A 24537-nucleotide genomic window follows, 5' to 3' on the forward strand; every position below is an offset into this window, starting at 1 on the left:
GGCCCGTACGGCGCGATGGGCCGCCTGCGCGCACCCGTTCAGGTCCTGCTCGCGGGTGCCCGCGTGCTGCGGGCGCTCCGCGACCACCGCGCCCAGCGCCAGCGCCGCCGCCGCGTGGGCCAGGTTCGTGCCACCCGCCCCGCGGGCCGCCGCGATCATCCGCTCCTGCACGACGTACGCGTCGGACGGTCTCGCGAACGCCCCATCGTACGTGCCCCCCACCGCCACCAGCCGCGGTCGCGCCGCCGGCATCCCGGCCGGCCGGCTCCCCTGCCGCCCCCTGGCCGTCATCACGGACAGACAGCCCAGCAGGAACGTGATCACGAACACGTTCATGTCATCCCCTCCCACCGCATCGCTCGCGGCACACGCGTCCCAGTACACGCTCTGACACAGGGACGCGGCTGACGGCCGTTCGGTCGTCCTGGCGGTTGACGGCCGAACGGCCGTCATGCCGCCCCGGCCGGGGACGGACAGGGTTCGGTCAGGACGGTGAACACCGCAGCCGAGTCGGCCCGAGGACAAAACAGCCATGGGACCCATGACGCCATCCACCGCAACGTCCGAAACACGCGCGAAGCCCCGCGAAACCGGGCTTCGTTCCTTCGTACGCAGGTGTCCCTGCGTTATCGTGAGACCCGTCTTGTGCTCTCATCGCGTGCGGACGGCTCATGGCTCACACCGGCCCCGGCCCCGGCCCCGGCTCCACGAGATACGACTCGGCCACCCGGCAACTGGACAGGGCCGTCGCCCGTACGGGGGCGGGCGCGCGCGGCGCGGTGGGCTCGGTGGCGGTCGTGGCGGCGTTGTCCGGAGCCGTCCCGCCGGTCTCCCTCGCCTGGCTGGCGCCCATGCTGCTGGTCCACCTCGGGTGGACGGCGCTGCACGTCCGCGTGTTCCTGCGCGAGCAGGGGCTGCCGCACTGGCTGGTGGCCGGTGATGTGGCCATCACCGTCGCGCTGTGCCTGGCACAGGCGCACCTCGTGCCTCCCGACTCGCTCGTCACGGGGTCGAGCTGGGTGGCGGGACTCGTCACGATGACCGTCGTCATGGCAGGAGTCGCCTGGCGGCCGAAGGTGGCCGTGCCCGTCGGGCTCGCGGTGGCCGGGGCGTTCGCGTCGGGCGTATGGCTGGCCGCACCCACCCAGAACGTGGCGGGCACCCTCGGCATCCACCTCGTCCAGTTGCTCGCGATCGTGCTGCTGATGACGCTGCTGCGCCGTTCGGCCGCCTCGGCCGACGCCTTCCTGCGCCAGAGAGCGCGCGCCGACATCTCGCTCATGGTCGAACGGCTGCGCCGCGAGGACGAGTTGCGCCAGGTCGGCAGCGTCCACGAGACCTTCCTGCACACGCTGACCATGGTGGGCCAGGGCACGTACGACGCCCCGTCGCCCACCCTGCGCGCCCAGGTGGCCACCGACCTGGCCGCGCTGGAGAGGCTGCGTGACCTGCCGCACCTCGCCTCCGCCTCCATCGCCCTCGACGCGCTGCTCGACGAGGTGGCCGGCCGGGCCACCGGCCTGGACGTACGCCGCCGGCTGACCCCCGAGACCGTGCCGGGCGAGGTGGCCGAACGGTTCGCCCGCGCCGTCACCGAGGCCCTGGCGAACGTCGCGCTGCACGCCGGCGTACGCGAGGCCGAACTCGTCTCCGTCAGGCGCGACGGCGAGATCCTGGTCGAGGTGGCCGACGCCGGCCGCGGCTTCGACCAGCACCGATTACCGCCCGACCGGTTCGGTGTGCGCGGCTCGATCCTCGACACCATGCGCTCCCTGCCGAACGGCGGCGCCCAGATCTCCTCCGGCGACCGGGGCACCCGGGTGAGCCTGTGGTGGCGTCCATGACCGAGGAGATCGAGCAGATCGCGCAGCGCTACGCCCGCTACACCGCGCTCGGCGCCGTGGTCATCGCGGGCGTGTGGCACCTCGGCTACGACCTGACCGTCACCCTCACCGGCTGGGGCTCCTTCCGCTGGCCGCTGCTGGCGATGGCGGCCTGGGTGGTCTACTCCGCGATCTTCGCGGTCGGCGCGCTGTCACTGGCGCGCACGTCCTGCGGGCCGGGCAGGATAAGAGAGCTGGCACTCGCCGCGCTGGCCGTGGACGTCGCGGTGATCGTGGCCTGCCGTCCAGGGGAGCTGCTCGGCATCAGCGACTGGGGATGGGGCTCGGTCGGCTGGCTCGGCGTCATGCTGACCTGGAACCGGCCGCGCTGGCGGGCCGAGATCATCGCCTTCCTGACCGCCAACGCCGCCATCATGCTCGTCGCGATGGCGGTCTCCGGCTCGCTCGACCGCGTCTCCATCGCCAAGTACCTGGTCGTCATCGCCGGGGGCGTCACCATGCAGCTCGGCTACATGGCCGGCTGTCACATGCTGCGCACCCGCGCCGAGGAGACCGTGCTGCTGGCCCGCAGGCTGGCCGCCGACGACGCCTGGCGCGAGTCCGCCCAGCGCATCCACACCGACCGGCTGCGCCGCTACGAGGCCATCCGCGGCGTGGCCGAGTCGTTGCTCCAGCGGCTCGCCGACGGCGCCGACCCCGGCGACCCGCGCGTACGCGAGGACTGTACGGCCGGGGCCATGCGGCTGCGCCGGCTCATCACCGAGCGGGAGGACGTGCCCGACGAGCTGGTGTCCGTGCTGCGCGAGCGCATCGACGCGGCCGAGCGCCGCCAGGTCCTCGTCACCGCGCCGCCCTTCGGCGAACGGCTGCCCGCGCTGCCCGACGGCGTACGCGAGGATCTGCTCAGGGCGCCCGTACGGGCCCTGGACGGGGCCAGGTCGCGGGCCAGGGTGACCGTGTCCGCGATGTCCACCATGGTGAGCGTGGCCGTCGTGGCCGACAACGACGACCTGCCCATCAGCCCGACCCCCGTACGGGAGCCCAGCGGGGTCGTCGTCAGCTACCAGCGGCTGGGAGGTGAGGTGTGGGTCAACAGCATCTGGCAGGGCCCGTGACCGTCGCGCTGGTGGAGGACCACCAGGTGGTCGTGGACGGCGTACGGTCGTGGTTCGGGCCGCCGAGCCCCGTCGTACTCGTCGCGCAGGGCCCCACCATCGAGTCGGTCCGCGACGCCTGCGCCGACGTGCTGCTGCTCGACCTCAACCTCAACGGCACCATGGTCATGGACCGGGTCGCCGAGCTGTGCGCGGGCGGCCAGCGGGTGATCGTCTTCTCGGAGCACGAGGAGCCCGAGATCGTCCGGGCCGTGCTGGACGCCGGGGCCTCCGCCTTCATCGGCAAGGGCCGGGCCACCAGGGAGTCGTGCCTGGAGACCATCCTGGAGGTGGCCGCCGACCGGCCTTCGGTGACGCCTCCGATGGCCCAGGCCATCGCCACCGCAGAGGGCCCACACCGGCCGCAGCTCTCCGACAAGGAACGGGCGGCGCTGCTCTACTGGTTCCAGTCGATGTCGAAGGCGTCGGTGGCGGCGCGCATGGGGATCAAGGAACGTACGGTCCGGCAGTACATCGACCGGGCGCGCGTCAAGTACGCGGCGGCCGGACGGCCCGCACCCACCAAGGAGAAGCTGCTCATCTGCGCGATCCAGGACGGGCTGGTACGCCCGGACGAGGTGACCGTCTACACGTCGCTGGCCGCCAAGAGCCCGCCCGAGCCGGGCTGAGCCCCCTGGACCTCGGCACTCCCAGCAGGAGGGGGCCGGCAGAGCCGGGGTCCAGGTCACTCTGCGAGCTGGCCGGGGTCGAAGCTCACGGGGAAGGGCATGGTCAGGTTGGCGACGGTGCCGGCCTTGTAGACGGTCGGCGGCCCGTATTCGTCGGCATCCTCGTCGCCGAGTTCGTAGACGTAGAGGGCCGGCCCTTCGTCGGGCTCGATCCGCAAGTAAACGGGGATGCCTGCCCTCGCATACACCTCGGCCTTGAGCTGCTCGTCACGCATCTTGGTGCTCGGGCTGCCCACTTCCACCGTGAGCAGGATGTCCTGCGGAGCGAGCATGAGATTCATGCTCCTGCCGATCTCTCTCGGCACGACAACAAGGTCGGGAATGTAATAGTCCTTGTCCGTCGCCCGCAGGTTGACAGTCGTGAGGGTCACCAGGTGCGGTGGTGCCGCACTTTGCAGAATGATCAGCAGGTTCGTGATCATTAGCTGGTGCAGGGGGGTGGGGGAAGGACTCACCAGTAGGCTCCCGTTGAAGAGCTCGTAGCGGTTCCCGTCGTCGGGGAAGTTGAGCAGGTCGTCGACAGTGAACGGCGGCCGGCCGGGAAGAACCGTGCGCTCGGTGTCGGTCGGTTCGATCGTTGCCATTGCGGTCACCCACTCAGTATCGGGAGTCACGCCCTCGCCCACATGCTACTTCCCCAAATCCGATCACTTTAAGTTTCTTCCCTATCACGCTCCGGAATTATGGTGAATGCCCGAGTCGAAACGTTCACCGCGGAATGAACCGACTCGCACGTCACGGCGACGGGCCTGGGTGCGCCGGTCCCCGGGGGACGCCTCGGCACATCGTTGCGGGCAGGCTGGGGGCGCTGCGGGCGAGGTTCCGGGGGTTGGTGCCGGGGAAGGGCTTTGTTGTGCGGGTGCGTACCGTGTGAGGCATGTTCAAGCTGAGTCAGGACATCGACGCCGAGCGGTGTGACCGCGCCCGCGCCCAATTCGCCGCCGACAGCTCGCGGCTAGCCGAGGTGATGGACAAATAATGACATTTCCTACTTTCATATCGAGCCAGACCGAGCCCCGCGCCCGCGGCAAGGAGTTCGGCACGCACCTGCGCAAGCGCGTCGCCGCCAACTTCGCCGGTTACACCGACCTGTTCAGGGTCGCCGGTGCCAGGCCCGCGCAGGTGCGCGCGTGGGGCGAGCGGGCGCTGGAACGCAGCGCCGCCTGGGCTCCCCATCTGGCCGACGAGATGGCCGGGATCGCGGCGGGCGCCGGGCTGCAGCCGTGGCAGGTGGCCGTGGTCAACGCGCGCACCGAGATCCTGGCGGCCATCGACTTCGTCGGCCACGGTGAATGCTCGACCTCGGTGGTGCTGCCCGACACCGGCCCGCCGCGTACGGTGCAGACCTGGGACTGGCACGACCACCTGCGCGACGCGCCCCTGCTGTGGGAGTACGAGCCGGACCCGGGCCGCGTGGTGCGCACGTTCACCGAGGCGGGGGCGCTGGCCAAGATCGGCGTCAGTACGGCGGGTCTGGGCGTGCACTACAACATCCTGCGCCACGAGTCCGACACCGCCGACCTCGGCGTGCCCGTGCACCTGATCGCCCGCCGCATCCTCGACGAGGCCGCCACCGTCGAGGACGCGGCCGGGATCGCCCGCTCGGCCACGGTCTCGGCCTCCACAGTGATCACGGTCGTCACCACGTCGGAGGCGGCCTCCATCGAGATCTCCCCGGCCGGAGTGGCCGTCATCCCGCCCGACTCCGAGGGCGTCCTGCAGCACTGCAACCACTTCCTGGACGAGCGGCTGGAGGCGGGGGTCCGGCACGCCAGCGGCCGCCCTGGCACCTACGACCGCCTGCGCCACCTGCGTGACCACGTCGCCGGCCTGAGCGCCCCCGACCTCCACACGCGGGCCCTGGCCCTGCTCGGCCACGCCCCTGAAGACGCTCCCGTGTGCGCCCACCCCGACCTCACCCAGCCACTCAACCAGCGGTGGGAGACGCTGGCCACGATCAGCCTCGACCTGCCGGCCGGGCGGCTGCGGGTGCACCAGGGCGGGCCGTGCCAGGTCACCGAGTCGACCTGGCAGACGTTCTGAGGCGTGGTCAGCGGAGGGTCAGGGTGGAGAGCGGCCGGCCCTTGTGGTCGAGGAGGTCGGCGTGCAGACCCCGGCGTCCGGGGCGCCAGGCGAGCACCTGCATGCCGTGCTCCGGCACCGTGATCTCCCGTTCCCTGATCCGCACCGCCCCCACCTCCGCCGAGAGCCGTACGAGGCCGTAGGCGACCCATCGGAACGGCCGGCGCAGCCACGGCACCGGGCTGGCGTTGAAGCGGGACCGCTCCCCGGCGCGTACGTGCCCGTTGAGCAGGGCCGCCTCCGGGCGCGGGAGTAACACGTCCGCGCCCGGCGGGTCGACCGGCGTGGTGGCGCCGCTGCGCAGGCTCCAGGTCCCGCCCCGCCGCGGTGACAGCAGCCACACGTCCAGCCAGAACCGCCCGACGTCGTCCAGCCGGGCGAAGGCCGCGGCGGCCAGCCGTTCGCCGACGTAGAGGGAGAGCGGGGTGCAGCGGTGCCGCCCGCCGAGCGTCTCCGGCAGCGCCTTGGGCAAGCCGTGCTCGATGAGCCGCAGGCTCTCGGCGGCAGGGGTGTAACCGAGGTATTCAGCGCGGTCCACGGGTCTCATCGTCGACACCTCGCCTTCCGGAACGGACCGGCGTGGCCTGCGGTCACCTGGTCGCCGACTCCGTTGTCGGCGCCGCCCACACGGGTCGCGCCGCCTGTGCCGACCGCGCCGCCGATCCGCACAGGGCCACCTCGGGATAGTACGGCGGCTCGGGGTCCCCGGCGATGCCGTGGAGGACGAACTTCGGCTTACGGTCCGCTGAAAAGGCCGGGCGGAGCACGCGCGCGGGAGCCGTGAGAGGTCACGCGGGGATCGCGGCTCAGGGCGTCCGGCGGATTCGGTCGGCCAGTTCCACCACCGCGCCGACCAGCTCCCGGCCGTCCAGCAGCGCCAGGTCGTTGTGCCCGGCACCGGCCACCTCCACGGTCGTGGCGTCGGCGGCCTCGGCGACCGCGCGGCTCAGGCGGGGCGGGACGATCGTGTCACCGGTGCCGTACACGACGACCACCGGCGCGCGTACCCGGCCCACCTCGCGGGCGACGGGGAAGCGGTCGCGCAGCAGCAGCCGTACGGGGAGGAAGGGGTAGGCGACCTGGCCCGCGTCGGCCAGGTCGGTGAACGGCGAACGCAGCACGAGCCCGCCGGGCGGGCGCTCCAGCGCGAGCCGGGTCGCCACCGCCGCGCCGAGGCTCTCGCCGAAGTAGATCACGTGTCGGCTGCGGACCTGGTCGCGGGCGGCCAGGGCGTCGAGGAGCAGGCCCTCCTCGGTGGGGCTGCCCGGGTTGCCGCCGTAGCCGCGGTAGTCGACGAGCAGCACCCCCAGCCCGTACGATGCCAGCGCACGGGCCAGCGGCGCGCGGTGCGACCGGTTGCCCGCGTTGCCGCCCGTGACCAGCACGGTCACGTCGAGCCGGCCGGGCACGTACCAGGCGGCCAGCCGCAGCCCGTCGCGCGTCGTGAACGAGAGGTCGCGCGCCCCCGGCAGCACGGCGGCGGCCGGTGGCACCGGCTCGCGGTCGGGCAGGTAGATGAGCCGCCGCTGGAACACCCACAGCAGCCCCACCAGCAGGATCAACACCGCGACCACGACCAGGGCGGTGCGCGCGAGCGTCGTCACGCCGCCCACGGTACGCGACCCCCCGGACCCGGGCGCGAGAGGTCAGACGAGGGCACCCGCCTGGACGACGTGGCGTTTGTGCGCGGCCAGCAGCCTGTTGCGTAGCAGCCCGTTGCGCGGCAGCAGGCTCACGCGGCACCACCGGCGGCCGGCCGTCCCGTGACCGGGCGGGTCACAACCAGCTTGCCCGCACGCTGGTGCCCGCCGGGCCCTCGGGGGACTGGGCGCGTACGGTGTCGAGCAGGCGGCCGACCGTTTCGACGATCTCCGGGGCCCGCTCGCGCAGCCCCGCCACGTCGGCCGGGCTGACCTCGTCACGCTGCACCCCGGCCCGGTCGAGCACCCCCTCCAGGTCCGCCAGGTGCTCCGCCAGCCACTTCAGCGGCTCCTGCGACAGGCCCTTGTCGAACACCCGCCGGCCCGGCTCCCACCCGTCGAGCCCGGGGTGGTGGTGGGTGCGGTCGAAGCTGCCCGGCGTCCCCTCGACCGACTCCAGCAGGTCCACCCGCCAGAGCGGCCGGTCGACGGCGATGGGGCGGGCCGAGTAGATCGAGCCCTTCAGCTCTCCCGCCTCCAGATAGCGCAGCTCCAGCCGTACTCCTCGCTCGGCGCCCTCCTGGCCGGGCAGCGGCTCCGGGTCGACGAAGTAGATGTCGCTCACGGCCACGCCGATCCGGTCGAATCCGAAGAGGTAGAGCACGGTCAACCACGTCCTTCACCAGGTGTCGGGCACAAGCCTCTTTCAACGTAACACCGGCCCTCGGACGATCAACCCCCGCCGCACTCCGGCCGGGGTCCTTCGAGGAGGAGGTACGGGGTGGGGTCTTTCGGGGGAGAGACTACGGGGGCGGGGGTGCTTCGGGCCCGCCGCGCGTGCCCGGTGGCCGGGATCCTTTGAGGGGAGGGCCGAGGGGTGGTCAGGGTTCGACGAGGCCCGCGCGGATGGCGTAGCGGGTGAGGTCGAGGCGGTCGCGCATGCCGAGCTTCTGCAGGATGTTGGCCCGGTGCCGGTCGACCGTCTTCACGCTGATCACCAGCGTCTCGGCGATCTCCTTGGCCGAGTTCCCCTCCGCGATCAGCTTCACGATCTCCTCCTCCCGCGGTGTCAGGATGCTCTCCGGCATGCGTTCCCCCTCGCGGGCCCGCTGCAGGTAGTCGCGGATGAGCGCGGTGACCGCCCCCGGGTACAGGAACGGCTCCCCGCGCATCGTGGCCCGGCACGCCTCCAGCAGGTCCTGGTCGGCGACCGACTTGAGCACGTAGCCCGACGCCCCGACCTTGAGCGCCTCGAAGAAGTACTGCTCGTTGTCGTACATCGACAGGATCAGGATGCGCACCCCGGGCGCCCGCCGCGAGATCTCCCTGGCCGCCTGGAGGCCGGTCATGCGGGGCATCGCGATGTCGAGGACGGCCAGGTCCACCTCCACCTCCGAGGCCGCCGCCACGGCCTCGGCGCCGTCGGCGGCCTCCGCGACCACCTCCAGGTCGGGCTCGGCGTCGAGGATCAGCCGCAGCCCTCTCCGTACGAGCGCGTGGTCGTCGGCCAGCAGGATCCGGGTCTTTTTCACAAGGGTTCGCTCCGATTCGCGGTGTCCGGGATGACCAGGGTCACACGGGTGCCCTCGCCCGGCGGGGAGTCGACGGTCAGGCGGGCGCCGACGAGCAGCGCGCGCTCACGCATGCCGCGGATCCCGGCCCCGTCCTGGCGCGCGCCGCCCCGCCCGTCGTCGGCGATGCGCAGGACCAGGCGGCCGTCCTCGACCGTGAGCGACAGCTCGGCGCGGGTGGCCGCGGCGTGCCGGGCGATGTTGGTCAGGCTCTCCTGCGCGATCCGGTACAGGACCAGCTCGACGTCCGCGCCCAGCCGGGGCAGGTCAGGACGTACCGACCGGGTCACCGGGATGCCGCTCATCTGCGAGAGGTCGCCCGCCAGGGCGCTGAGCGCGCTGTGCAGCCCGAGGTCCTCCAGTACGCCGGGGCGCAGGCGGCGGGCGACCTGGCGTACCTCGTCGAGGCTGGCGCGTACGGTCTCCTGCACTCCCTGCAAATCCTCCCGCAGGTCGGCGGGGGCGCGGTCGACCACCCGCTTCAGTCCGAGCAGCACCACGGTCAGGCTCTGGCCGACCTCGTCGTGCAGCTCGCGGGCGATGCGCTTGCGCTCGCCCTCCTGCGCGGCCAGCGCGTGGGCGCTGCTGGCGCTGCGCTCGGCCTCCAGCCGGTCGAGCATCGCGTTGAACGTGCCGATCAGATGGGTGAGGTCGCTGTTGCCGCCGTCGGGCAGGCGGTCGCCGCCGCGCAGCAGGTCCACCCGTTGCATGAGCGCGGTCAGCGCGTCCAGCGGGGCCAGGCTGCGGCGCAGCAGCACCGCGTTGGCGGTCAGCATCACCGCCAGGCCCACCACCAGCACCGGCACCTCGGCCCACATGATCGGGGAGGAGACCGTGGCGGGCGACAGCGCGAGCACGAGCGTGCCCGCCGCGAACACCAGCCCGTTGATCACGACCAGCCGCAGGAACAACGCCTGGGCGGGTGGCCGTGGCGCGCTCCTCGCCGTACGCGAGCCTCCCAGGCCGGTCGGGCCCGACGGCGCGTCGCCGGGCGCGTCTGCGCGGTCGTCCATCTTTCCAGCCTCTTCGTTAGACAGTGCGGTTGTCTATGCGGTCTGACCCCCATTAGTGGAGTTAGTCCTACATGTTCTCTTCCTGCCCAGATGGGTGCCTGACCCGATGGTGGGTGGGTTCGTCCCCCGGGAGACTGGAGCGGAGCCGGATTGGAGTCAGCGACATGGACGTCACCCGCACGACCGTGCCAGGCAGTGGCACCGTGCCCCACCTCGTCACCGGGACGCCGCGTCGCTCTGATCGCCAGAGCGGCGCCATGACCTCGCCGGGGGCACCCGGTCGTCCAGACGAACGGGATGATGCCATGAACGCCGGCGACATCGCCGTGAACCTGCCCACCGTGAGAGTCCACGACCCCGTCACCAAGGCGGTACGTCTCATGGCCCTGGGCCGGATGCCCGGCCTGATCATCGTGGACGACCTGGGCAGGCCGGCGAGCGTGCTCCCGGGAACGCAGGTCCTGCGGCTGGCCGTGCCGGGCGCCTACCAGGAGGATCCGGCCCTCTGCCGGGCGATCGACGAGGCCCACGCCGACCTGTTCTGGGGTGAGCTGGGCGAGCTGACGGTGGGCGACTGCCTGCCGCTCCAGCCGTCCTCACCGGCGACCGTACGGCCCGACGCGACGCTGCTCGAAGTGGCCGCGCTGATGGCCCGCCTGCGCAGCCCGCTGGTCGCGGTGGTCGGCCGCGACGGCGTACTCGCCGGGGCCATCACCCTGGAACGGCTCCTGACCAGCCTGACCCTGGCGGCCCCTGACGCCTGAAGCAGACGCCTGAAGCAGACGCCTGAAGCAGACGCCTGAAGAAGACGCCTGAAGAAGAAGCGCTCCCAGATTTCGCGAAAGATCCCAACTCACCTGAAAGATCCCCAGCTCGCCGGGCGTGTGCCGCGCGGCCCGCCCCGTGCTCTCACCTCGCCGGGCAGGTGCCGCGCGGCCGCGTCCCGCCGCAGCGTGCTCACGTTCGGAGGCATTTCCGTGTTCCCCCTTCACCTCGTCCTGCCGTCATGCCATGACCACCGGCGATCATCCGCCGCGCCCGCCGGGCAGCCGGGTCCGCCGGGGCAGGACGGATGAGCGCGCTCGCCGCGCTGGCGATCTTCCTGGTGGCCTTCTTCTTCATCGCCACGGAGAAGGCCGACAAGGTCAAGGTGGTGCTCGTCGCCTCCGGGCTGATGGCCGTGCTCGGCCTCATCCCGGGCGCCGAGGTGTTCTTCTCCGAGCACGAGGGGATCGACTGGAACGTCATCTTCCTGCTGTTCGGCATGATGGTCATCGTCGGGATCATCAAGCAGACCGGCGTCTTCGACTACCTCGCCATCTGGGCGGCCAAGAAGTCGAGGGGGCGGCCGTACCGGCTGATGGTCATGCTGATGGCGATCACCGCGATCGCCTCGCCCGTCCTCGACAACGTCACCACGATCATGCTGGTCGCGCCCGTCACGATCGTGGTGTGCAACCGGCTGCGGATCGCCGCGCAGCCGTACCTGATCGCGGAGGTCCTCGCCGCGAACATCGGCGGGGCGGCCACGCTCATCGGCGACCCGCCCAACATCATCATCGGCAGCCGCGCCGGGCTGACGTTCAACGACTTCCTCGTCCACATGGCGCCGGCCGTGGTGGTCATCTTCGCCGTGTTCGTGCTGTTCACGAGGGTGCTGTTCCGCAGCGCGTTCCAGTACCACGCCGAGCACGTGGCCGAGGTGATGGCGCTGCAGGAGCGGCGGGCCATCACCGACCCGAAGCTGCTCGTACGCTGCCTGGTGGTGCTGGGCGGGGTCGTGGCCGGGTTCGGGCTGCACGCGGTGGTGCACGTCGAGCCGTCGATCGTGGCGCTGGTCGGCGCCGGCGTGATGCTGCTGGTCGCCCGCGCGAACGTCTCCGAGGTGCTGAGCGAGGTCGAGTGGCCGACGCTGGTGTTCTTCATGGGACTGTTCGTCATGGTCGCGGGCCTGGTGCACACAGGCGTGATCGCGGCGATCGGCACCTGGGCGCTGGACACCCTGGGCGACGACTACTTCCTCGCGGCGACGGCCCTGGTGTTCGGCTCCGCCACGCTGGGGGCGTTCTTCGACAACATCCCGTACGTCGCCACGACCGCCCCCATCGTCGAGGGCGTCGTCGCCGCGGCCCCCGACCCGCAGGTGGGCCAGGCGCTGTGGTGGGCCTTCGCCCTGGGGGCCGACTTCGGCGGGAACGGCACCGCGGTCGCGGCCAGCGCCAACGTGGTGGCCATCGGCATCGCCGCGCGCAACGGGCACAAGATCAGCTTCTGGCAGTTCACCCGGTACGGCATCGTCGTCACCGTGCTGAGCAGCATACTGGCCTGGCTGTACGTGTGGATGCGCTACTTCACCTGACCGCGTACTCGCCCGTCCGGGTCCCTGAAGCGGAGCCAGGGGAAAATCAGGGATGTTCACCGATGATCCGGACGGGCCGCACCGGGCATCGTTGATCACATGAACCCCGCGAACCGCCTGGCCCAGCTCTCCTTCACCGCCGGACCGGCCGCCCTGCTCGGCGGCTGGTTCCTCATGCGTCCCATCGACGGAGATCCGCAGCCGGGTCCCTGGTGGACGTCCGCGCATGTGGTCTGGCTGATCGGGTTCCTCATGCTCGGCCTGATGACGCTGGCCATGCGCGGTCTGGCCGGGCCGGTGCGGGGCGGCCGCCGGGTGGCGGTGGAGGCGGTGACCGGGATCGCGCTGTTCAGCGTGGCCGCCAACCTCACCGGACTCGTCATCGACCTGTACGCCGGGCTCACCGCTGCCGACGAGGACGCGATGCGGGCGCTGATGACGCAGGTGAAGGGCTATCCGGGGGTCGAACTGGTCGTGTACTCGCCGGGGGCGCAGCTCTTCTTCGGCGCGGTGCTCGCGCTGGCGGTCATCCTCGCAGCGCTGCGCCGGGTCACGGCCGTCAGCGCGGCGATCACCGCCGGCGGCGTGGTGCTGGTGGGGGCGGCCACCCTCATGGTGGGCAGGCACACGGCGCTGGCCGCCGTCGGCATGGCCGTCATGTGGCTCGGCACGCTGCTGCTGGGCCGGGGCAGGACCGGCGTCGTCGAGCACGATCACCCCGTCCCGCGCCTGACCGGAAGGGCATGACACGACGGCAGCCCTTCGCCGCGAGCGCGCTCAGCCCCGGCTCGCCGGGCAGGTCGGCTCGTACGGGCGGTCGGGCAAGTGGCGGCGCCACTCGGCCGCGGTGAGATCGCGGCCGGCCCGCGCGCACACCGCCCTGACCAGCGGCTCGATCGCCGTCGGCAGCCTGCTCACCCGTCCGCCCCGGCCCACGGCCACCACCTCGGCGGAGCCGGCGGTGAACGCGACCGAGCGGGCGCTGTCGGCGAGCCCGATCTCCGGCCCGATCCGCCGCCCCTGGCGTACGTCCCAGAGGCCGAGGGTCTTCTCCTGGGAGGAGACCGCGAACAGCCGCCCGTCGGGCGAGAACGCCGCGTCCCACGGGGCAGGGCCCATCCGCATCCAGTCGCCGACCTGCGCGCCCGTGGCGGTGTCCCAGACGCCGATCTTGCCGGAGAAGTTCACCGCGACCAGCTTGAGGTCGGCGCTGAACCAGACGTCCTGCGCCAGCGCGGGCAGCGGCAGCCGGGCGCCGAGCGGCTTGCCGGTCTCCAGGTCGACCAGCCGCAACTGGTCCGCGTCCAGGCCGGTCAGCCGCCCGGCCGCGCTGGTCGTCCAGGCCAGCAGCCGCGGCCTGGGCACCTGCTTGAGCTGCCGCCCGCCGGGGAGCTGCCAGAGCGTGAACGCCTTGTCCCCGGCGGTCCACAGGCCCCGGGGAGTGGGCGCGGCGTTGTTCGGCTCGCTGACCGTGGCGAAGGCAGGAGTGAGGGCCGCCAGCTCGCGCCAGGTGGCGGTGTCGCGGACGGTGACGTCCGCGCCGCGCCTGACGGCCATCAGGCGGCCGTCGCGGCTGAAGGCGAAGTCGCTGTCGTAGTCGGAGAACGCGCCGATCCGCAGGTTCCTGCCGTTCAGCGTGACGTCGGTGGAGCCGAGCGTGTGGGTGGCCAGGGTACGCCCGTCGTCGCTCAGCAGCACCGAGTCCATCGGCTCGTCGGAGGGCGGGTTCGGCCTGAGCGTGACGACGGTGTCCTCGCTGAGGTAGCGCAGCCCGCCGGGGCCGAACGCGGCCGCGCTGACCCGGTCCTCCAGCTCGCGCCTGAGCAGCAGCGGCTCGTCGGCGTCCGGCCGCCAGACGGTGATCGCCGAGCCGATGCCCGCGACCAGCTCACCGTCCGCGCTGAACACGGGCGTCGCCCGGGCCTCCCAGCCGGAGATCGTGGTGATCTCCCGCCGGGTACGGGTGTCGTACACGGTCAGGCCGTCGTCGTCGCTGACGGCCAGCCGCCCGCCGTCGGGGCTGAAGGCGAGGTTGCCGTAGCAGTCGGCGCAGATGTCCCGGTAGCCGGGTCGCCGCTCGCCTGAGGGCAGGAGGTAGAGGTCGGGCCCGGCCACCGCGTAGCCGCCCCCGGGGTGGACGGCCGTCCCGGTCATCACGGGTATCGAGACCGACTTCCCGGTACGCCAGTCGTAGACCTCCCTGCCCTGCCCAATGGTCACGACCAGCCGCCCGCCGCCGAACTCGACGCCCACGTCCACCTGGCTCGCGGCGGGCACGCTCCGGCCCACCGGCCGCCCGGTGGCCAGGTCGAAGAGCCGGATGGCCCGGTCGTCGGCGATGGCCACCAGGTCGCCGTCCTGGCTGACCGCGACCTGGCGCAGCTCCCTGCCCTCGGTGGCCTTCGTGGTGAAGCCGCCGCTGCGCCGCCCCGTCGCCACGTCCCATACCCGCACCTCGCCGGGGTCGGCGCTGATCAGCGAGCGGCCGTCGGCGCTGAGCGCGCGGACCACGTCCGGCCCCGTGTCCGGGTCGCGGAAGGCCCCGCCCCCCGGGTCCGTCGCCGAGGCGACCAGGCTCGACCTGGCCTCGTCGGTGGCCGACAGCCGTCCGGCGGCGGCGCTGAGCAGCATGCCGAGCACGGGGTCGCGGCCGCGTACGGAGTCGGCGGCCCGCGCCAGCCCGGCCGACTCTGTGGCGTCGCGCTGCCTGGCCAGCGTGGCGACCTGCTCGGCCAGCGTGACGCTCTGCCGCCAGGCCAGCCCGCCCGCCGCCAGGGCCAGCGCCAGCAGCACGGCCAGGCCCATCGACACCAGCCGCGTCCGGCGGGAACGCCGCCGGGTGAGCGACGCCCCGGCCGTCAGGAAGTCCCGCTCGGCCGGGGTGAGCGTGATGTTCCTGCGTTCGGCCGCGGCCCAGCGCAGGGCGTCGTCCAGCGGGCCGCCGTGGAACAGGTCGCCGTCCCGCCGGCCGTGCTCCTGCCAGCGGCGGGCCGCCGCGCTGATCCTGCGGTGCACGGCCAGCCCGTCGCGGTCGGCCTCGATCCAGCCGCGCATCCGGGGCCAGGCCAGGGGGAGGGCGGGCCGCAGGAGGCGTACCGGGTCGCTGCCGGACACCAGGTACGTGAACGCCCCCAGCACCCGCTCCACCCCGTCGGGCAGCTCGGACCTGCGCGGCTCGCGCAACGCCAGCTCGCCTTCGTCGGTCACCGTGATCAGCCGCAGGAACAGCTCGGGCACCAGCTCCCTGTCGGCGGGCGCGAGCGCGCTGTAGGCGTCCTCGGCGATCACGCCCAAAGCGGGGTCGTCGCCGGGGGTACCGACCCGGCGGCCGTCGTCGGCGCCGAGGGCGAGCAGCCGCGGCGTGTTCAGGCCACCGCCACCGCTCACCAGCCCGAGCAGCAGCTCACGGGCGGCCGGGCGATGGGCCGGGTCCTTGGCCAGCGCGGCGCGTACGGGGGCGCGCAGCGGCTCGGGCAACATGGACAGGTCGGGCTCGTGGGAGAGCACGCGGTGCATGACCGCGCCGAGCGCCTCGCCGGAGAACGGGTCGTGGCCGGTGGCGGCGTACAGAACGACCGCGCCCCAGGCGAACACGTCGGCGGCCGGGCCGGCCCGCTCGCCGGAGAACACCTCGGGCGCCATGTAACCGGGGGTGCCCGTCACCACGCCGGTCGAGGTGAGCGACATCTCCAGGGTGCGGGCGATGCCGAAGTCGATCACCCGGGGGCCGTCGGGGCCGAGCAGCACGTTGTCGGGCTTGAGGTCGCGGTGCACGACTCCGGCGTCGTGGATGGCGGTCAGCGCCGTGGCGATCGCGGTGGCCAGCCGGTGCAGGTCGTCCCCGTGGAACCGCCGGTCCGCCGTGCGCAGGCTGGGGCCCTCGACGTACTCGCTGACGATGTACGGCCTGGGCCCGTCCAGGTCCGCGGCGAGCACCCGGGCGGTGCAGAACGAGGCCACCCGCTGCGCGGCGACCGCCTCCCGGACCATCCGGTCGCGCAAGGAGGGCTGCGCGACCGGGTCGCCGCGCAGCACCTTGATCGCCACTCGCGTCCCGGCCCGGTCGTAGCCCTCGTACACGACGCCCTGGCCGCCCGCCCCGAGCCGGCCGGCCAGCCAGTAGTCGCCCAGCCGCTGCGGGTCCCCGTCGAGAAGTGCGCTCACCATGCGAGGTAAGACGACCGCTGCGGTGATCCAGTTGCGCGAAGTTCCCCTGCTTCTCTCCTCCGGGGGGTTTCCACCGCTTTGTTCCCTGGGGAAGACATAGGAGGTCTGCTAGCTTGCGTGCTGTGAGTCGCATCGATGCCCACCACCACGTCTGGGACCCGTCCGCCCGCCCCCACACCTGGCTCGACCCCGCCGCGATGGCGCCGATCCGCCGTACGTTCACGCTCGGCGACCTGGCCGGCCCCGCCGCGGCGGCGGGCGTCGACGGGACCGTGCTGGTGCAGGTGCTGCCCGACCTCGCCGAGACCCGCGAGTTCCTGGCCATGGCGGCCGGGTCCGAGCTGGTGGGCGGAGTGGTCGGATGGATCGACCTGACCGCGCCCGACGCCGCCGACACGCTGGCCGCCCTGCCCGCCGGGCTGGTGGGCGTGCGTCACGGCGTGCAGTCAGAGCCCGACCCCGCCTGGCTCAACCGGCCCGACGTGCGCCGGGGCCTGGCCGCCGTGGCCGCCGCCGGCCTGGCCTACGACCTGCTGACGCTGCCGCACCAGCTTCCCGCCGCCATCGAGACCGTGGCCGCGCTGCCGGAGCTGACGTTCGTGCTCGACCACCTGTCCAAGCCGCCGATCGCCACCGGCGAGCTGGAGCCGTGGCGGAGCGGGATCCGCGAGCTGGCCGCGCGTCCCAACGTCTACTGCAAGCTGTCCGGCCTGGTCACCGAGGCCGACTGGGCGTCGTGGCGGGTGGCCGACCTGCGGCCGTACGCGGAGGTGGTGCTGGAGGCGTTCGGGCCCGAGCGGGTGATGTTCGGCTCCGACTGGCCGGTCTGCCTGCTCGCGGCCTCCTACGAGCAGGTCACGGGGGCCGCGGAGGAACTGTGCGCCGGGCTGTCGGACGGCGAGCGCGCCGACGTCTTCGGCGACACGGCACGGCGCGCGTACCGCCTCTGACGCCCGCCCGCCCGGCCGCCGCGGGGTGAGGAAAACGGCTGCCGTGCGGCGCGGCCGGTCGGGCATCATGGCGCGATGCGACTGCACTCCGTCGACCGCCCAGCCGGGGCGTTCCAGCGCCCCGTGACCGCGGACCACCTCCGGCGGATCAGCCGGCGCGTCTTCGGCCGCGACGCCGTGTCCGCGGTGGAGCTGGGCCTCGGCATGTACAACAGCACCTACAAGGTCACCGTCGAGGGGTTGGAGCGGCCGGTGATCATGCGGTTCGCCCCGGAGCCTGCCCGGCAGTTCCGCTCCGAGCGGGAGCTGATGCGCAACGAGCACGCCACGGTGCCCTACCTGTCGGCGATCGCCCCCCTGATGCCGCGCGTCATCGCGGCCGACTGGTCGCACGAGCTGATCGGCCGCGACTACCTGGTCCAGACGCTTCTCGACGGGGTGCCCGCCCCCGAGCGGCTGCCCGGCTACCCGCGTCCCGCGTGGACGTCCTACTTCCGGCGGCTGGGCGAGATCACCCGGACCGTGCACGGCGTACGCGGCCCGCGCTTCGGCCCGGTCGGGGCGCCCGCGTACGACACCTGGAGCCAGGCCGTGGCGGGCTCGCTGAACGAGATCGCGGCCGACGTGGAAGCCGCCGGGCTCGACGGCGCCGACCTGCGCGCGGCCGCCGACCTGGCCGTGGAGCGGCACGCCGTGCTCGACGAGGTCACCGAGCCGCGGCTGCTCACCGGCGACCTGTGGACGGTCAACGTCATGCTCGCCGCCGACGCCCCCCAGCCCACCATCACCGGCGTGCTCGACCTCGACCGCACCTGGTGGGGCGATCCCGCCGCCGACTGGACGATCCGCCTGGCGGCGGCCAGGCAGGACGAACGGCTGTCGTTCTGGGAGACGTACGGCGAGCCGGACCGCACCCCCGAGGCGGTCTGGCGGTCGATGATCTACGAGATCCGCCACCTCGGCGCCGTCCGCCTGGAGCGCCACCGGCTCGGGCAGGCCGGCCGGGTGCGTGAGTCGTACGGCGACGTGGCGGCGGTGCTCGCGAAGATCATTTGACGCTCACACTCGCGCTCTAGCAAGTATGATGTGGATCACTTTGCTGATGCGTCAATTTATGTCCGGATTCTGTGACATAAGCGCATCTGTGGCGGGCTTGCCAGCCGCTCCCCGGAACCGTGTTTCCGCAGGTGGAGACCGGCGTTTGAGGGGGTCCGGTGGGGGTTGCCGATCTATTGCGAGTGATCCGACCGTTATATCGCAGCGTTTCCCGCTGTTATATTTTTGCTTATATTCTGCGCGTTGATCGCCATCCCGATGTCACGTGAAATTTCACGATGCGAGATGGGTTTTCGTTGAGGGGGCGCTCCGCCGTCCGGTCGTCCGCGCCCTCGGTCAGCGCGAACGGAGAGTGATGGGCAAGTACCTGCTCCGCAGGTTGGCAATAAATGTGATCTTGGTCGCGATCGCGGCCAGCTTGGCGTACATGCTCGCGGCCACCACCATGAACCCGCGGGCCACGTACGAGGGCCGACAGCCGCCGGTGCCCGAGGCGGTCATCGACGCCACACTTGATGCCTACAACCTGAACGACAAGACCCCCGTGATCCAGCGGTACGCGACCTGGGCGGCGGGAGTCGTCACCGGCGACTTCGGCAAGACCTGGAACGGCGCCTCCGTCAACGAGGAGATGGGCCGCCGGATCATGGTCAGCCTCCGGCTGCTGCTCATCGGCACGCTCGTGGGCTTCGCCCTCGGAGTGGTGCTGGGTGCGATCTCGGCGGTGAAGCAATACAGATTCAGCGACCGGTTAATAGGCGTCGGATCATTCGTGATCATGGCGATCCCCGTGTTCGTGCTGGCCACCCTGCTCGCGATCGCGACCTACAACCTCAACAGAGGGCTGGGGTTCACGCTGATCGAGTACACCGGCGAGTACAACCCCCGGCTCACCGGCTGGGACCAGTTCTTCAACCGGCTGAACCACCTCATCGTGCCGACGGTCTCCCTCAGTCTCGGTTCGATCGCCTTCTACAGCCGGATCCAGCGCAACATGATGCTCGACGTGCTGGGCCAGGACTTCGTCCGCACCGCGATGGCCAAGGGCCTGCGGCGCAGGACGGCGCTGGTCAAGCACGCGCTGCGGACCGCGCTGATCCCCTCGGCCACGTACTTCGCCTTCGCGTTCGGGACCATGTTCACGGGCGCCACGTTCACCGAGAAGATCTTCTCCTGGCACGGCATGGGCGCCTGGCTGGTCGACTCGATCAACCAGAACGACGTCAACTCCGTGGCCGCGGTGACCTTCTTCGCCGCCGTGTGCGTCCTGGCCGCGGCGTTCCTGTCGGACCTGCTGGTCGCGGCCCTCGATCCTCGGGTGCGGGTGAGCTGAGATGCGGTCGAAAGTCGTCTTCAGGCGCCTGCTCCGCAACAAGCAGGCCCGATACGGGCTCCTCGCCCTGGTCGTGCTGGTCGCGCTGGCCTACGTGGGCCCGTTCTTCGGCGCGTACGAGTGGACCGACAAGGACTTCATGTCCTTCCTGTCGGCCCCCGGCGCCGACCACTGGTGGGGCACCACCTCGATCGGCCAGGACATGTACGCGGTCACCCTCCGCGGCATGCAGAAGTCGATCATCATCGGCCTGCTGGTGGCGCTGATCTCCACCGGCCTGGCCGCGCTCGTGGGCGCGTTCGCCGGATACTTCGGCGGGTGGCCGGACCGGCTGCTCATGTGGGGCGTGGACCTGCTCCTCGTCCTGCCGAGCTTCCTGATCATCGCCATCATCTCGCCGCGGCTGCGGGAGGCGTCGTGGCTGTGGTTCGTGGTGCTGCTGGCCGCGTTCTCCTGGATGATCACCTCCAGGGTCGTGCGCAGCATGACGCTCTCGCTGCGCGAGCGTGAGTACGTGCTGGCCGCCGTCTACATGGGCATCCCGCGCTGGAAGATCATCCTGCGGCACATCGTCCCGAACCTGTCCTCGTTGCTGATCATCGACGCGACGCTCAACGTCAGTGGCGCCATCATCGGCGAGGCCGCGCTGTCCTTCTTCGGCTTCGGCATCCAGCCGCCCGACGTCTCGCTCGGCACGCTGATCGCGGAGGGCTCGCGCAACGCCACCGGCTACCCGTGGTTGTTCGCCTTCCCCGCAGGTCTCCTGGTCGCCCTGGTGCTCAGCGTGAACCTCATCGGCGACGGCCTGCGCGACGCACTCGACCCGGGGAGCAACTCGTGAGCATCTTGGAGGTCAGAGACCTCACCGTCACCTTCCCCGGCGGCATCGAGGCCGTACGCGGCGTCAGCTACGAGGTCGAGCGCGGCGAGGTGCTCGGCATCGTGGGCGAGTCGGGCTCCGGCAAGTCCGTGACCTCGCTGGCCGTCATGGGCCTGCTGCCGCGCAACGCGGTCGTCAGCGGCTCGGCCCGGCTCCACGGTCAGGAACTGCTCGGCATGCCGGAGGACGAGCTGGTCAAGGTGCGCGGCAAGGCGATCAGCATGATCTTCCAGGATCCGCTGTCGGCCTTCACGCCCGTCTTCACCATCGGCGACCAGATCGCCGAGGCCGTACGCGTGCACCAGAAGGTGGCCAAGGACAAGGCCGCCAGACGGGCCGTGGAGCTGCTCGACCTCGTCGGCATCCCGAACCCGGACCTGCGGGCCAAGGCGTTCCCGCACGAGTTCTCCGGCGGCATGCGGCAGCGCGCGATGATCGCCATGGCCATCGCCAACGACCCCGACCTGCTGATCTGCGACGAGCCGACCACCGCGCTCGACGTGACCATCCAGGCGCAGGTCCTGGAGGTGCTCAAGACCGCGCAGCAGGAGACGGGCGCGGGCATCGTGATGATCACCCACGACCTCGGCGTCATCGCCGGCATGGCCGACCGGGTGCTCGTCATGTACGCGGGCCGCCCGGTCGAGCAGGGGCCCGTGGACGACATCTACTACCGGCCCCGGATGCCGTACACGATGGGGCTGCTCGCCTCGATCCCCAGGGTCGACGGCGAGGAGGGCCCGCTGGTGCCGATCGAGGGCAACCCGCCCTCGCCGGCCTCGCTGCCGCCGGGCTGCCCGTTCGCACCGCGCTGCCCGATGAAGGTGGACATGTGCGACGACGAGGAGCCGCCGCTGACCTCCTTCGGCGGCGGGCGCCACGTGGCCTGCATCCGCGCGCACGAGATCGAGCACAAGGGCCTGACCGGCGCGGACGTGTTCCCGGTGCCGGTCATCCCGCCGAGCGACGTCGTACGCGTGCCGCGCGCCGAACGCGCCACCGTGCTGGAGCTCGACGACATGAAGCGGCACTACCCGCTCATGAAGGGCGCGATCTTCAAGCGCCAGGTCGGCACCGTGTACGCGGTGGACGGCATCAGCTTCGACATCGCAGAGGGCGAGACGCTCGCCCTGGTCGGCGAGTCGGGCTGCGGCAAGACCACCACGCTGCAGCAGATCATGCAGCTCCGGCCGCCGCAGAGCGGGCGTGTGGTGGTGCTCGGCAAGGACAGCTCCGCGCTCGACGGCGCCGGGCGCAAGGCGCTGCGCGGGGACCTGCAGATCGTCTTCCAGGACCCGATGGCCGCGCTCGACCCGCGCATGCCGGTCGGCGACATCATCGCCGAGCCGCTGCGCGCGCACGGCAAGAAGGACGTGCAGGCCAAGGTCGCCGAGCTGCTCCAGCTCGTCGGCCTGGCGCCGGAGCACGCCGAGCGTTACCCGCAGCAGTTCTCCGGCGGTCAGCGCCAGCGCATCGGCATCGCCCGCGCGCTGGCCCTGGAGCCGAAGGTGCTGGTGCTGGACGAGCCGGTCTCCGCGCTCGACGTGTCCATCCAGGCGGGCGTGATCAACCTGCTGGAGGACCTGAAGAACAGGCTGGGCCTGTCCTACCTGTTCGTGGCGCACGACCTCGCGGTGGTCCGGCATCTGGCCGACCGCGTGGCCGTCATGTACCTGGGACGGATCGCCGAGATCGGGACGGTCGAGAAGGTCTACGACCATCCCGCGCACCCCTACACGCAGGCGTTGCTGTCGGCGATCCCGTTGCCCGACCCCGAGATGGAACGCACGCGCAAGCGGATCCTGCTCGAAGGCGACCTGCCCAGTCCGGCGAATCCGCCGTCGGGCTGCAGGTTCCGTACCCGGTGCCCGAAGTTCGCCCGACTTGGCGAGGCCGAGCGGCAGCGGTGTGTGGACGAGGAGCCCTCGGTCGCCCGGTTGGTGAACGCCGCAGACCACGGCGCCGCCTGCCATTACGCGGAGGAAGTCGAGGTCATCACGGCCTCGGAAAATCAGGAGGAAGAGTGAAGGTTCATCACCGTGCGGCCGCTGGGCTGGCGGTCCTGGCCATGGCCGTGGCGGCCTGCGGCGGAGGCGGCGGGTCCGAGAACAAGCAGCCGAGCGCCGAGCAGTCGAAGCAGGCGCAGCAGCAGATGGCGGAGACTCCGGCCATCAACATCAACCCCGTCCCGTACGAGCAGGTGAAGGACGGCGGCACGCTCACCCTCGCAGTCGGGCAGTGGCCGAGCCAGTGGAACACCAACCACGTCGACGGCAACCAGGCCGACACGGCGACCATGGTCGACGCGTTCATGCCGCAGCTCATGATGGCCGACGAGCAGGCCCAGTTCACGCCGAACCCCGACTTCGTCACCGACGTGAAGAACGAGACGGTGGACGGCAAGCAGGTCGTCACCTACACGCTCAACGACAAGGCCAACTGGTCCGACGGCTCGCCGATCACGTGGGAGGACCTCGCGGCGAGCTGGAAGGCCAACAACGGCTCGGACAAGAAGTACAAGCCGGCCTCTATCGACGGCTGGAACAAGATCGAGTCGGTCGAGAAGGGCGCCACCGACAAGGTCGCGGTCATCACCTTCTCCAAGCCGTACCCGGAGTGGCAGGGCCTGTTCAACCGCACCACCTCGGCTCTTTTCCCGGCCAAGTACCTCGAAACGCCCGAGAAGTACGACAACGACTACAAGCAGAAGATCCCGGTCACCGCGGGTCCCTTCAAGGTTGAGTCGATCGACGAGGGCACCAAGACCCTCACCCTCGTGCGTGACGACAAGTGGTGGGGCAAGAAGTCCAAGCTCGACAAGCTCATCTTCCGGACGATCGCCGACGCGACCGCCGAGGTGAACGCCTACGCCAACGGCGAGCTGGACGCGGCCTACATCGAGGCGGGCGCCCCGGCGAACCTGCAGCGGGCCAAGGGCGTGCCGAACACCGAGATCCGCAAGGCGCTCAGCCCGAACTGGCGGCACATCACGGTCAACAACTCGAGCGAGTTCCTGAAGGACAAGTCGGTCCGCCAGGCCATCCAGTACGCGATCAACCGTGACGTGATCACGCAGTCGGACCTGAAGGACATGGAGTGGCCGCTGCAGACGCTCGGCAACCACGTCTTCATGAACAACCACAAGGGCTACGTCGACAACTCCGGTGACCTGGGCAAGTACAACCTGGAGAAGTCGAAGCAGCTCCTGGAGGCGGCCGGCTGGAAGCAGGAGGGCGAGTACCGCAAGAAGGACGGCAAGGAGTTCGCGCTCGACTTCGTCATCCCGGCCTCCGTGCCGACCGCGAAGACCGAGGGTGAGCTGACCCAGGCCATGCTCAAGGAGGCCGGGATCAAGGTCACGATCCGCCCGGTCCCCGATGACAAGTTCTTCAACGACTTCATCATCAAGGGCGACTTCGACCTGGTGCCGTTCTCCTGGATCGGCACGCCGCTGCCGATGGGCAGCCTGCCCCAGATCTACAAGACCGGCTCCGAGAGCAACTTCCCCAAGGCCAGCGACCCGGCTGTCGACGCCGCCATCGACGCGGCGGTCGACGAGACCGACCCGGCCAAGGCGATCGAGCTGGCCAACGCGGCCGACAAGCTCATCTGGGACATGGTGCACACCATCCCGCTGTACCAGCGTCCCGACATCTGGGCCGTGAAGAAGACGGTCGCCAACTACGGCGCCCGTGGCTACAAGTTCTACAACTGGGCCGAGGTCGGCTTCACCGGCTGATCCCGCCCCCATGACGAACCCCCGGCCGGTTTCCGGCCGGGGGTTCGGCGTATGAGGCAG

Annotated in this window: 21 protein-coding genes; 13 read left to right on the forward strand and 8 right to left on the reverse strand. The window is 71.3% G+C overall.

Features of this window, described 5'->3' with window-relative positions; all coding sequences use genetic code 11:
- A partial coding sequence (locus tag ABD844_RS35175; protein ID WP_344887597.1) for a hypothetical protein occupies positions 1–336 on the reverse strand: 336 nt, incomplete at its 3' end.
- 335 nt (positions 337–671) lie between these two features.
- Here ABD844_RS35175 and ABD844_RS35180 point away from each other — a divergent pair.
- The 3 genes from ABD844_RS35180 to ABD844_RS35190 are packed head-to-tail and all read left to right on the forward strand — an operon-like array spanning position 672 to position 3627.
- Positions 672–1844 carry a sensor histidine kinase gene (locus ABD844_RS35180; protein WP_344887600.1) on the forward strand — a complete coding sequence of 391 codons (1173 nt, stop codon included), beginning with the start codon at positions 672–674 and terminating at the stop codon, positions 1842–1844.
- Complete coding sequence (locus ABD844_RS35185; protein WP_344887603.1) at positions 1841–2959, forward strand: hypothetical protein; 1119 nt, start codon at positions 1841–1843, stop codon at positions 2957–2959. The genes ABD844_RS35180 and ABD844_RS35185 overlap by 4 nt, the downstream gene beginning before the upstream one ends.
- On the forward strand, positions 2929–3627 hold the full coding sequence (locus tag ABD844_RS35190) for a helix-turn-helix transcriptional regulator (RefSeq protein ID WP_344887606.1): 699 nt from the start codon (positions 2929–2931) through the stop codon (positions 3625–3627). The genes ABD844_RS35185 and ABD844_RS35190 overlap by 31 nt, the downstream gene beginning before the upstream one ends.
- 56 nt (positions 3628–3683) lie before the next feature.
- Here ABD844_RS35190 and ABD844_RS35195 read toward each other — a convergent pair whose 3' ends face one another.
- Complete coding sequence (locus tag ABD844_RS35195) at positions 3684–4271, reverse strand: Uma2 family endonuclease (protein WP_344887609.1); 588 nt, start codon at positions 4269–4271, stop codon at positions 3684–3686.
- Positions 4272–4665: 394 nt separating this feature from the next.
- On the opposite strand from ABD844_RS35195, the gene ABD844_RS35200 reads away from it, so the two are divergent.
- Positions 4666–5730 carry a C45 family autoproteolytic acyltransferase/hydrolase gene (locus ABD844_RS35200; RefSeq protein ID WP_344887612.1) on the forward strand — a complete coding sequence of 355 codons (1065 nt, stop codon included), beginning with the start codon at positions 4666–4668 and terminating at the stop codon, positions 5728–5730.
- Positions 5731–5737: 7 nt separating this feature from the next.
- Here the strand turns inward: ABD844_RS35200 and ABD844_RS35205 are convergent, their stop codons facing one another.
- The 5 genes from ABD844_RS35205 to ABD844_RS35225 form a co-directional block, all read right to left on the reverse strand.
- Complete coding sequence (locus ABD844_RS35205) at positions 5738–6316, reverse strand: hypothetical protein (protein ID WP_344887615.1); 579 nt, start codon at positions 6314–6316, stop codon at positions 5738–5740.
- 259 nt (positions 6317–6575) lie between these two features.
- A complete protein-coding gene (locus tag ABD844_RS35210; protein ID WP_344887618.1) occupies positions 6576–7373 on the reverse strand; it encodes an alpha/beta hydrolase in 798 nt (265 codons plus the stop codon).
- A 172-nt stretch (positions 7374–7545) separates the two neighbouring features.
- Positions 7546–8073, reverse strand: a complete 528-nt coding sequence (locus ABD844_RS35215) for a hypothetical protein (RefSeq protein WP_344887742.1) — start codon at positions 8071–8073, stop codon at positions 7546–7548.
- A 217-nt stretch (positions 8074–8290) separates the two neighbouring features.
- Complete coding sequence (locus ABD844_RS35220; protein WP_344887621.1) at positions 8291–8941, reverse strand: response regulator; 651 nt, start codon at positions 8939–8941, stop codon at positions 8291–8293.
- Complete coding sequence (locus ABD844_RS35225) at positions 8938–9993, reverse strand: sensor histidine kinase (protein ID WP_344887624.1); 1056 nt, start codon at positions 9991–9993, stop codon at positions 8938–8940. Before ABD844_RS35225 ends, ABD844_RS35220 begins: the two co-directional genes overlap by 4 nt.
- 305 nt (positions 9994–10298) lie before the next feature.
- Between ABD844_RS35225 and ABD844_RS35230 the strand changes: the two genes are divergently transcribed.
- The 3 genes from ABD844_RS35230 (at position 10299) to ABD844_RS35240 (ending at position 13099) form a co-directional block, all read left to right on the forward strand.
- A complete protein-coding gene (locus ABD844_RS35230) occupies positions 10299–10757 on the forward strand; it encodes a CBS domain-containing protein (RefSeq protein WP_344887627.1) in 459 nt (152 codons plus the stop codon).
- A gap of 308 nt (positions 10758–11065) precedes the next feature.
- Entirely contained in the window at positions 11066–12352 is a 1287-nt protein-coding gene (locus tag ABD844_RS35235) for an ArsB/NhaD family transporter (RefSeq protein WP_344887630.1), read from the forward strand.
- A gap of 99 nt (positions 12353–12451) precedes the next feature.
- Complete coding sequence (locus ABD844_RS35240; RefSeq protein WP_344887633.1) at positions 12452–13099, forward strand: hypothetical protein; 648 nt, start codon at positions 12452–12454, stop codon at positions 13097–13099.
- Positions 13100–13129: 30 nt separating this feature from the next.
- Here ABD844_RS35240 and ABD844_RS35245 read toward each other — a convergent pair whose 3' ends face one another.
- Positions 13130–16519, reverse strand: coding sequence for a WD40 repeat domain-containing serine/threonine-protein kinase (locus ABD844_RS35245; protein ID WP_344887636.1), 3390 nt, complete (start codon positions 16517–16519; stop codon positions 13130–13132).
- A gap of 122 nt (positions 16520–16641) precedes the next feature.
- Here ABD844_RS35245 and ABD844_RS35250 point away from each other — a divergent pair, with 122 nt between their 5' ends.
- The 6 genes from ABD844_RS35250 to ABD844_RS35275 all read left to right on the forward strand — a co-directional run bounded on the left by ABD844_RS35250 (position 16642) and on the right by ABD844_RS35275 (position 24477).
- The gene (locus tag ABD844_RS35250; protein ID WP_344887638.1) at positions 16642–17469 is read left to right on the forward strand and encodes an amidohydrolase family protein; all 828 of its coding nucleotides are present in this window, start codon (positions 16642–16644) and stop codon (positions 17467–17469) included.
- 75 nt (positions 17470–17544) lie between these two features.
- Complete coding sequence (locus tag ABD844_RS35255; protein WP_344887641.1) at positions 17545–18525, forward strand: phosphotransferase family protein; 981 nt, start codon at positions 17545–17547, stop codon at positions 18523–18525.
- A 355-nt stretch (positions 18526–18880) separates the two neighbouring features.
- Positions 18881–19858, forward strand: coding sequence for an ABC transporter permease (locus ABD844_RS35260; RefSeq protein ID WP_344887644.1), 978 nt, complete (start codon positions 18881–18883; stop codon positions 19856–19858).
- A 1-nt stretch (position 19859) separates the two neighbouring features.
- Positions 19860–20699 (forward strand): ABC transporter permease, encoded by an 840-nt coding sequence (locus tag ABD844_RS35265; RefSeq protein WP_344887647.1) that lies wholly within the window; start codon positions 19860–19862, stop codon positions 20697–20699.
- Entirely contained in the window at positions 20696–22765 is a 2070-nt protein-coding gene (locus tag ABD844_RS35270; protein WP_344887650.1) for an ABC transporter ATP-binding protein, read from the forward strand. Before ABD844_RS35265 ends, ABD844_RS35270 begins: the two co-directional genes overlap by 4 nt.
- Positions 22762–24477 carry an ABC transporter family substrate-binding protein gene (locus tag ABD844_RS35275; protein WP_344887652.1) on the forward strand — a complete coding sequence of 572 codons (1716 nt, stop codon included), beginning with the start codon at positions 22762–22764 and terminating at the stop codon, positions 24475–24477. The genes ABD844_RS35270 and ABD844_RS35275 overlap by 4 nt, the downstream gene beginning before the upstream one ends.
- Positions 24478–24537 lie beyond the last annotated feature (60 nt).

It is taken from the genome of Nonomuraea antimicrobica (genome assembly GCF_039536965.1).
Taxonomy (GTDB): domain Bacteria; phylum Actinomycetota; class Actinomycetes; order Streptosporangiales; family Streptosporangiaceae; genus Nonomuraea; species Nonomuraea antimicrobica.

Bases quoted from the DNA above. Each gene is read 5' to 3' on its own strand.
- ABD844_RS35225 (WP_344887624.1), bottom strand. From the start codon at position 9,993: ATGGACGACCGCGCAGACGCGCCCGGCGACGCGCCGTCGGGCCCGACC.
- ABD844_RS35230 (WP_344887627.1), top strand. From the start codon at position 10,299: ATGAACGCCGGCGACATCGCCGTGAACCTGCCCACCGTGAGAGTCCAC.
- ABD844_RS35240 (WP_344887633.1), top strand. From the start codon at position 12,452: ATGAACCCCGCGAACCGCCTGGCCCAGCTCTCCTTCACCGCCGGACCG.
- ABD844_RS35265 (WP_344887647.1), top strand. From the start codon at position 19,860: ATGCGGTCGAAAGTCGTCTTCAGGCGCCTGCTCCGCAACAAGCAGGCC.
- ABD844_RS35180 (WP_344887600.1), top strand. From the start codon at position 672: ATGGCTCACACCGGCCCCGGCCCCGGCCCCGGCTCCACGAGATACGAC.
- ABD844_RS35235 (WP_344887630.1), top strand. From the start codon at position 11,066: ATGAGCGCGCTCGCCGCGCTGGCGATCTTCCTGGTGGCCTTCTTCTTC.
- ABD844_RS35255 (WP_344887641.1), top strand. From the start codon at position 17,545: ATGCGACTGCACTCCGTCGACCGCCCAGCCGGGGCGTTCCAGCGCCCC.
- ABD844_RS35205 (WP_344887615.1), bottom strand. From the start codon at position 6,316: ATGAGACCCGTGGACCGCGCTGAATACCTCGGTTACACCCCTGCCGCC.
- ABD844_RS35200 (WP_344887612.1), top strand. From the start codon at position 4,666: ATGACATTTCCTACTTTCATATCGAGCCAGACCGAGCCCCGCGCCCGC.
- ABD844_RS35195 (WP_344887609.1), bottom strand. From the start codon at position 4,271: ATGGCAACGATCGAACCGACCGACACCGAGCGCACGGTTCTTCCCGGC.
- ABD844_RS35260 (WP_344887644.1), top strand. From the start codon at position 18,881: ATGGGCAAGTACCTGCTCCGCAGGTTGGCAATAAATGTGATCTTGGTC.
- ABD844_RS35185 (WP_344887603.1), top strand. From the start codon at position 1,841: ATGACCGAGGAGATCGAGCAGATCGCGCAGCGCTACGCCCGCTACACC.
- ABD844_RS35245 (WP_344887636.1), bottom strand. From the start codon at position 16,519: ATGGTGAGCGCACTTCTCGACGGGGACCCGCAGCGGCTGGGCGACTAC.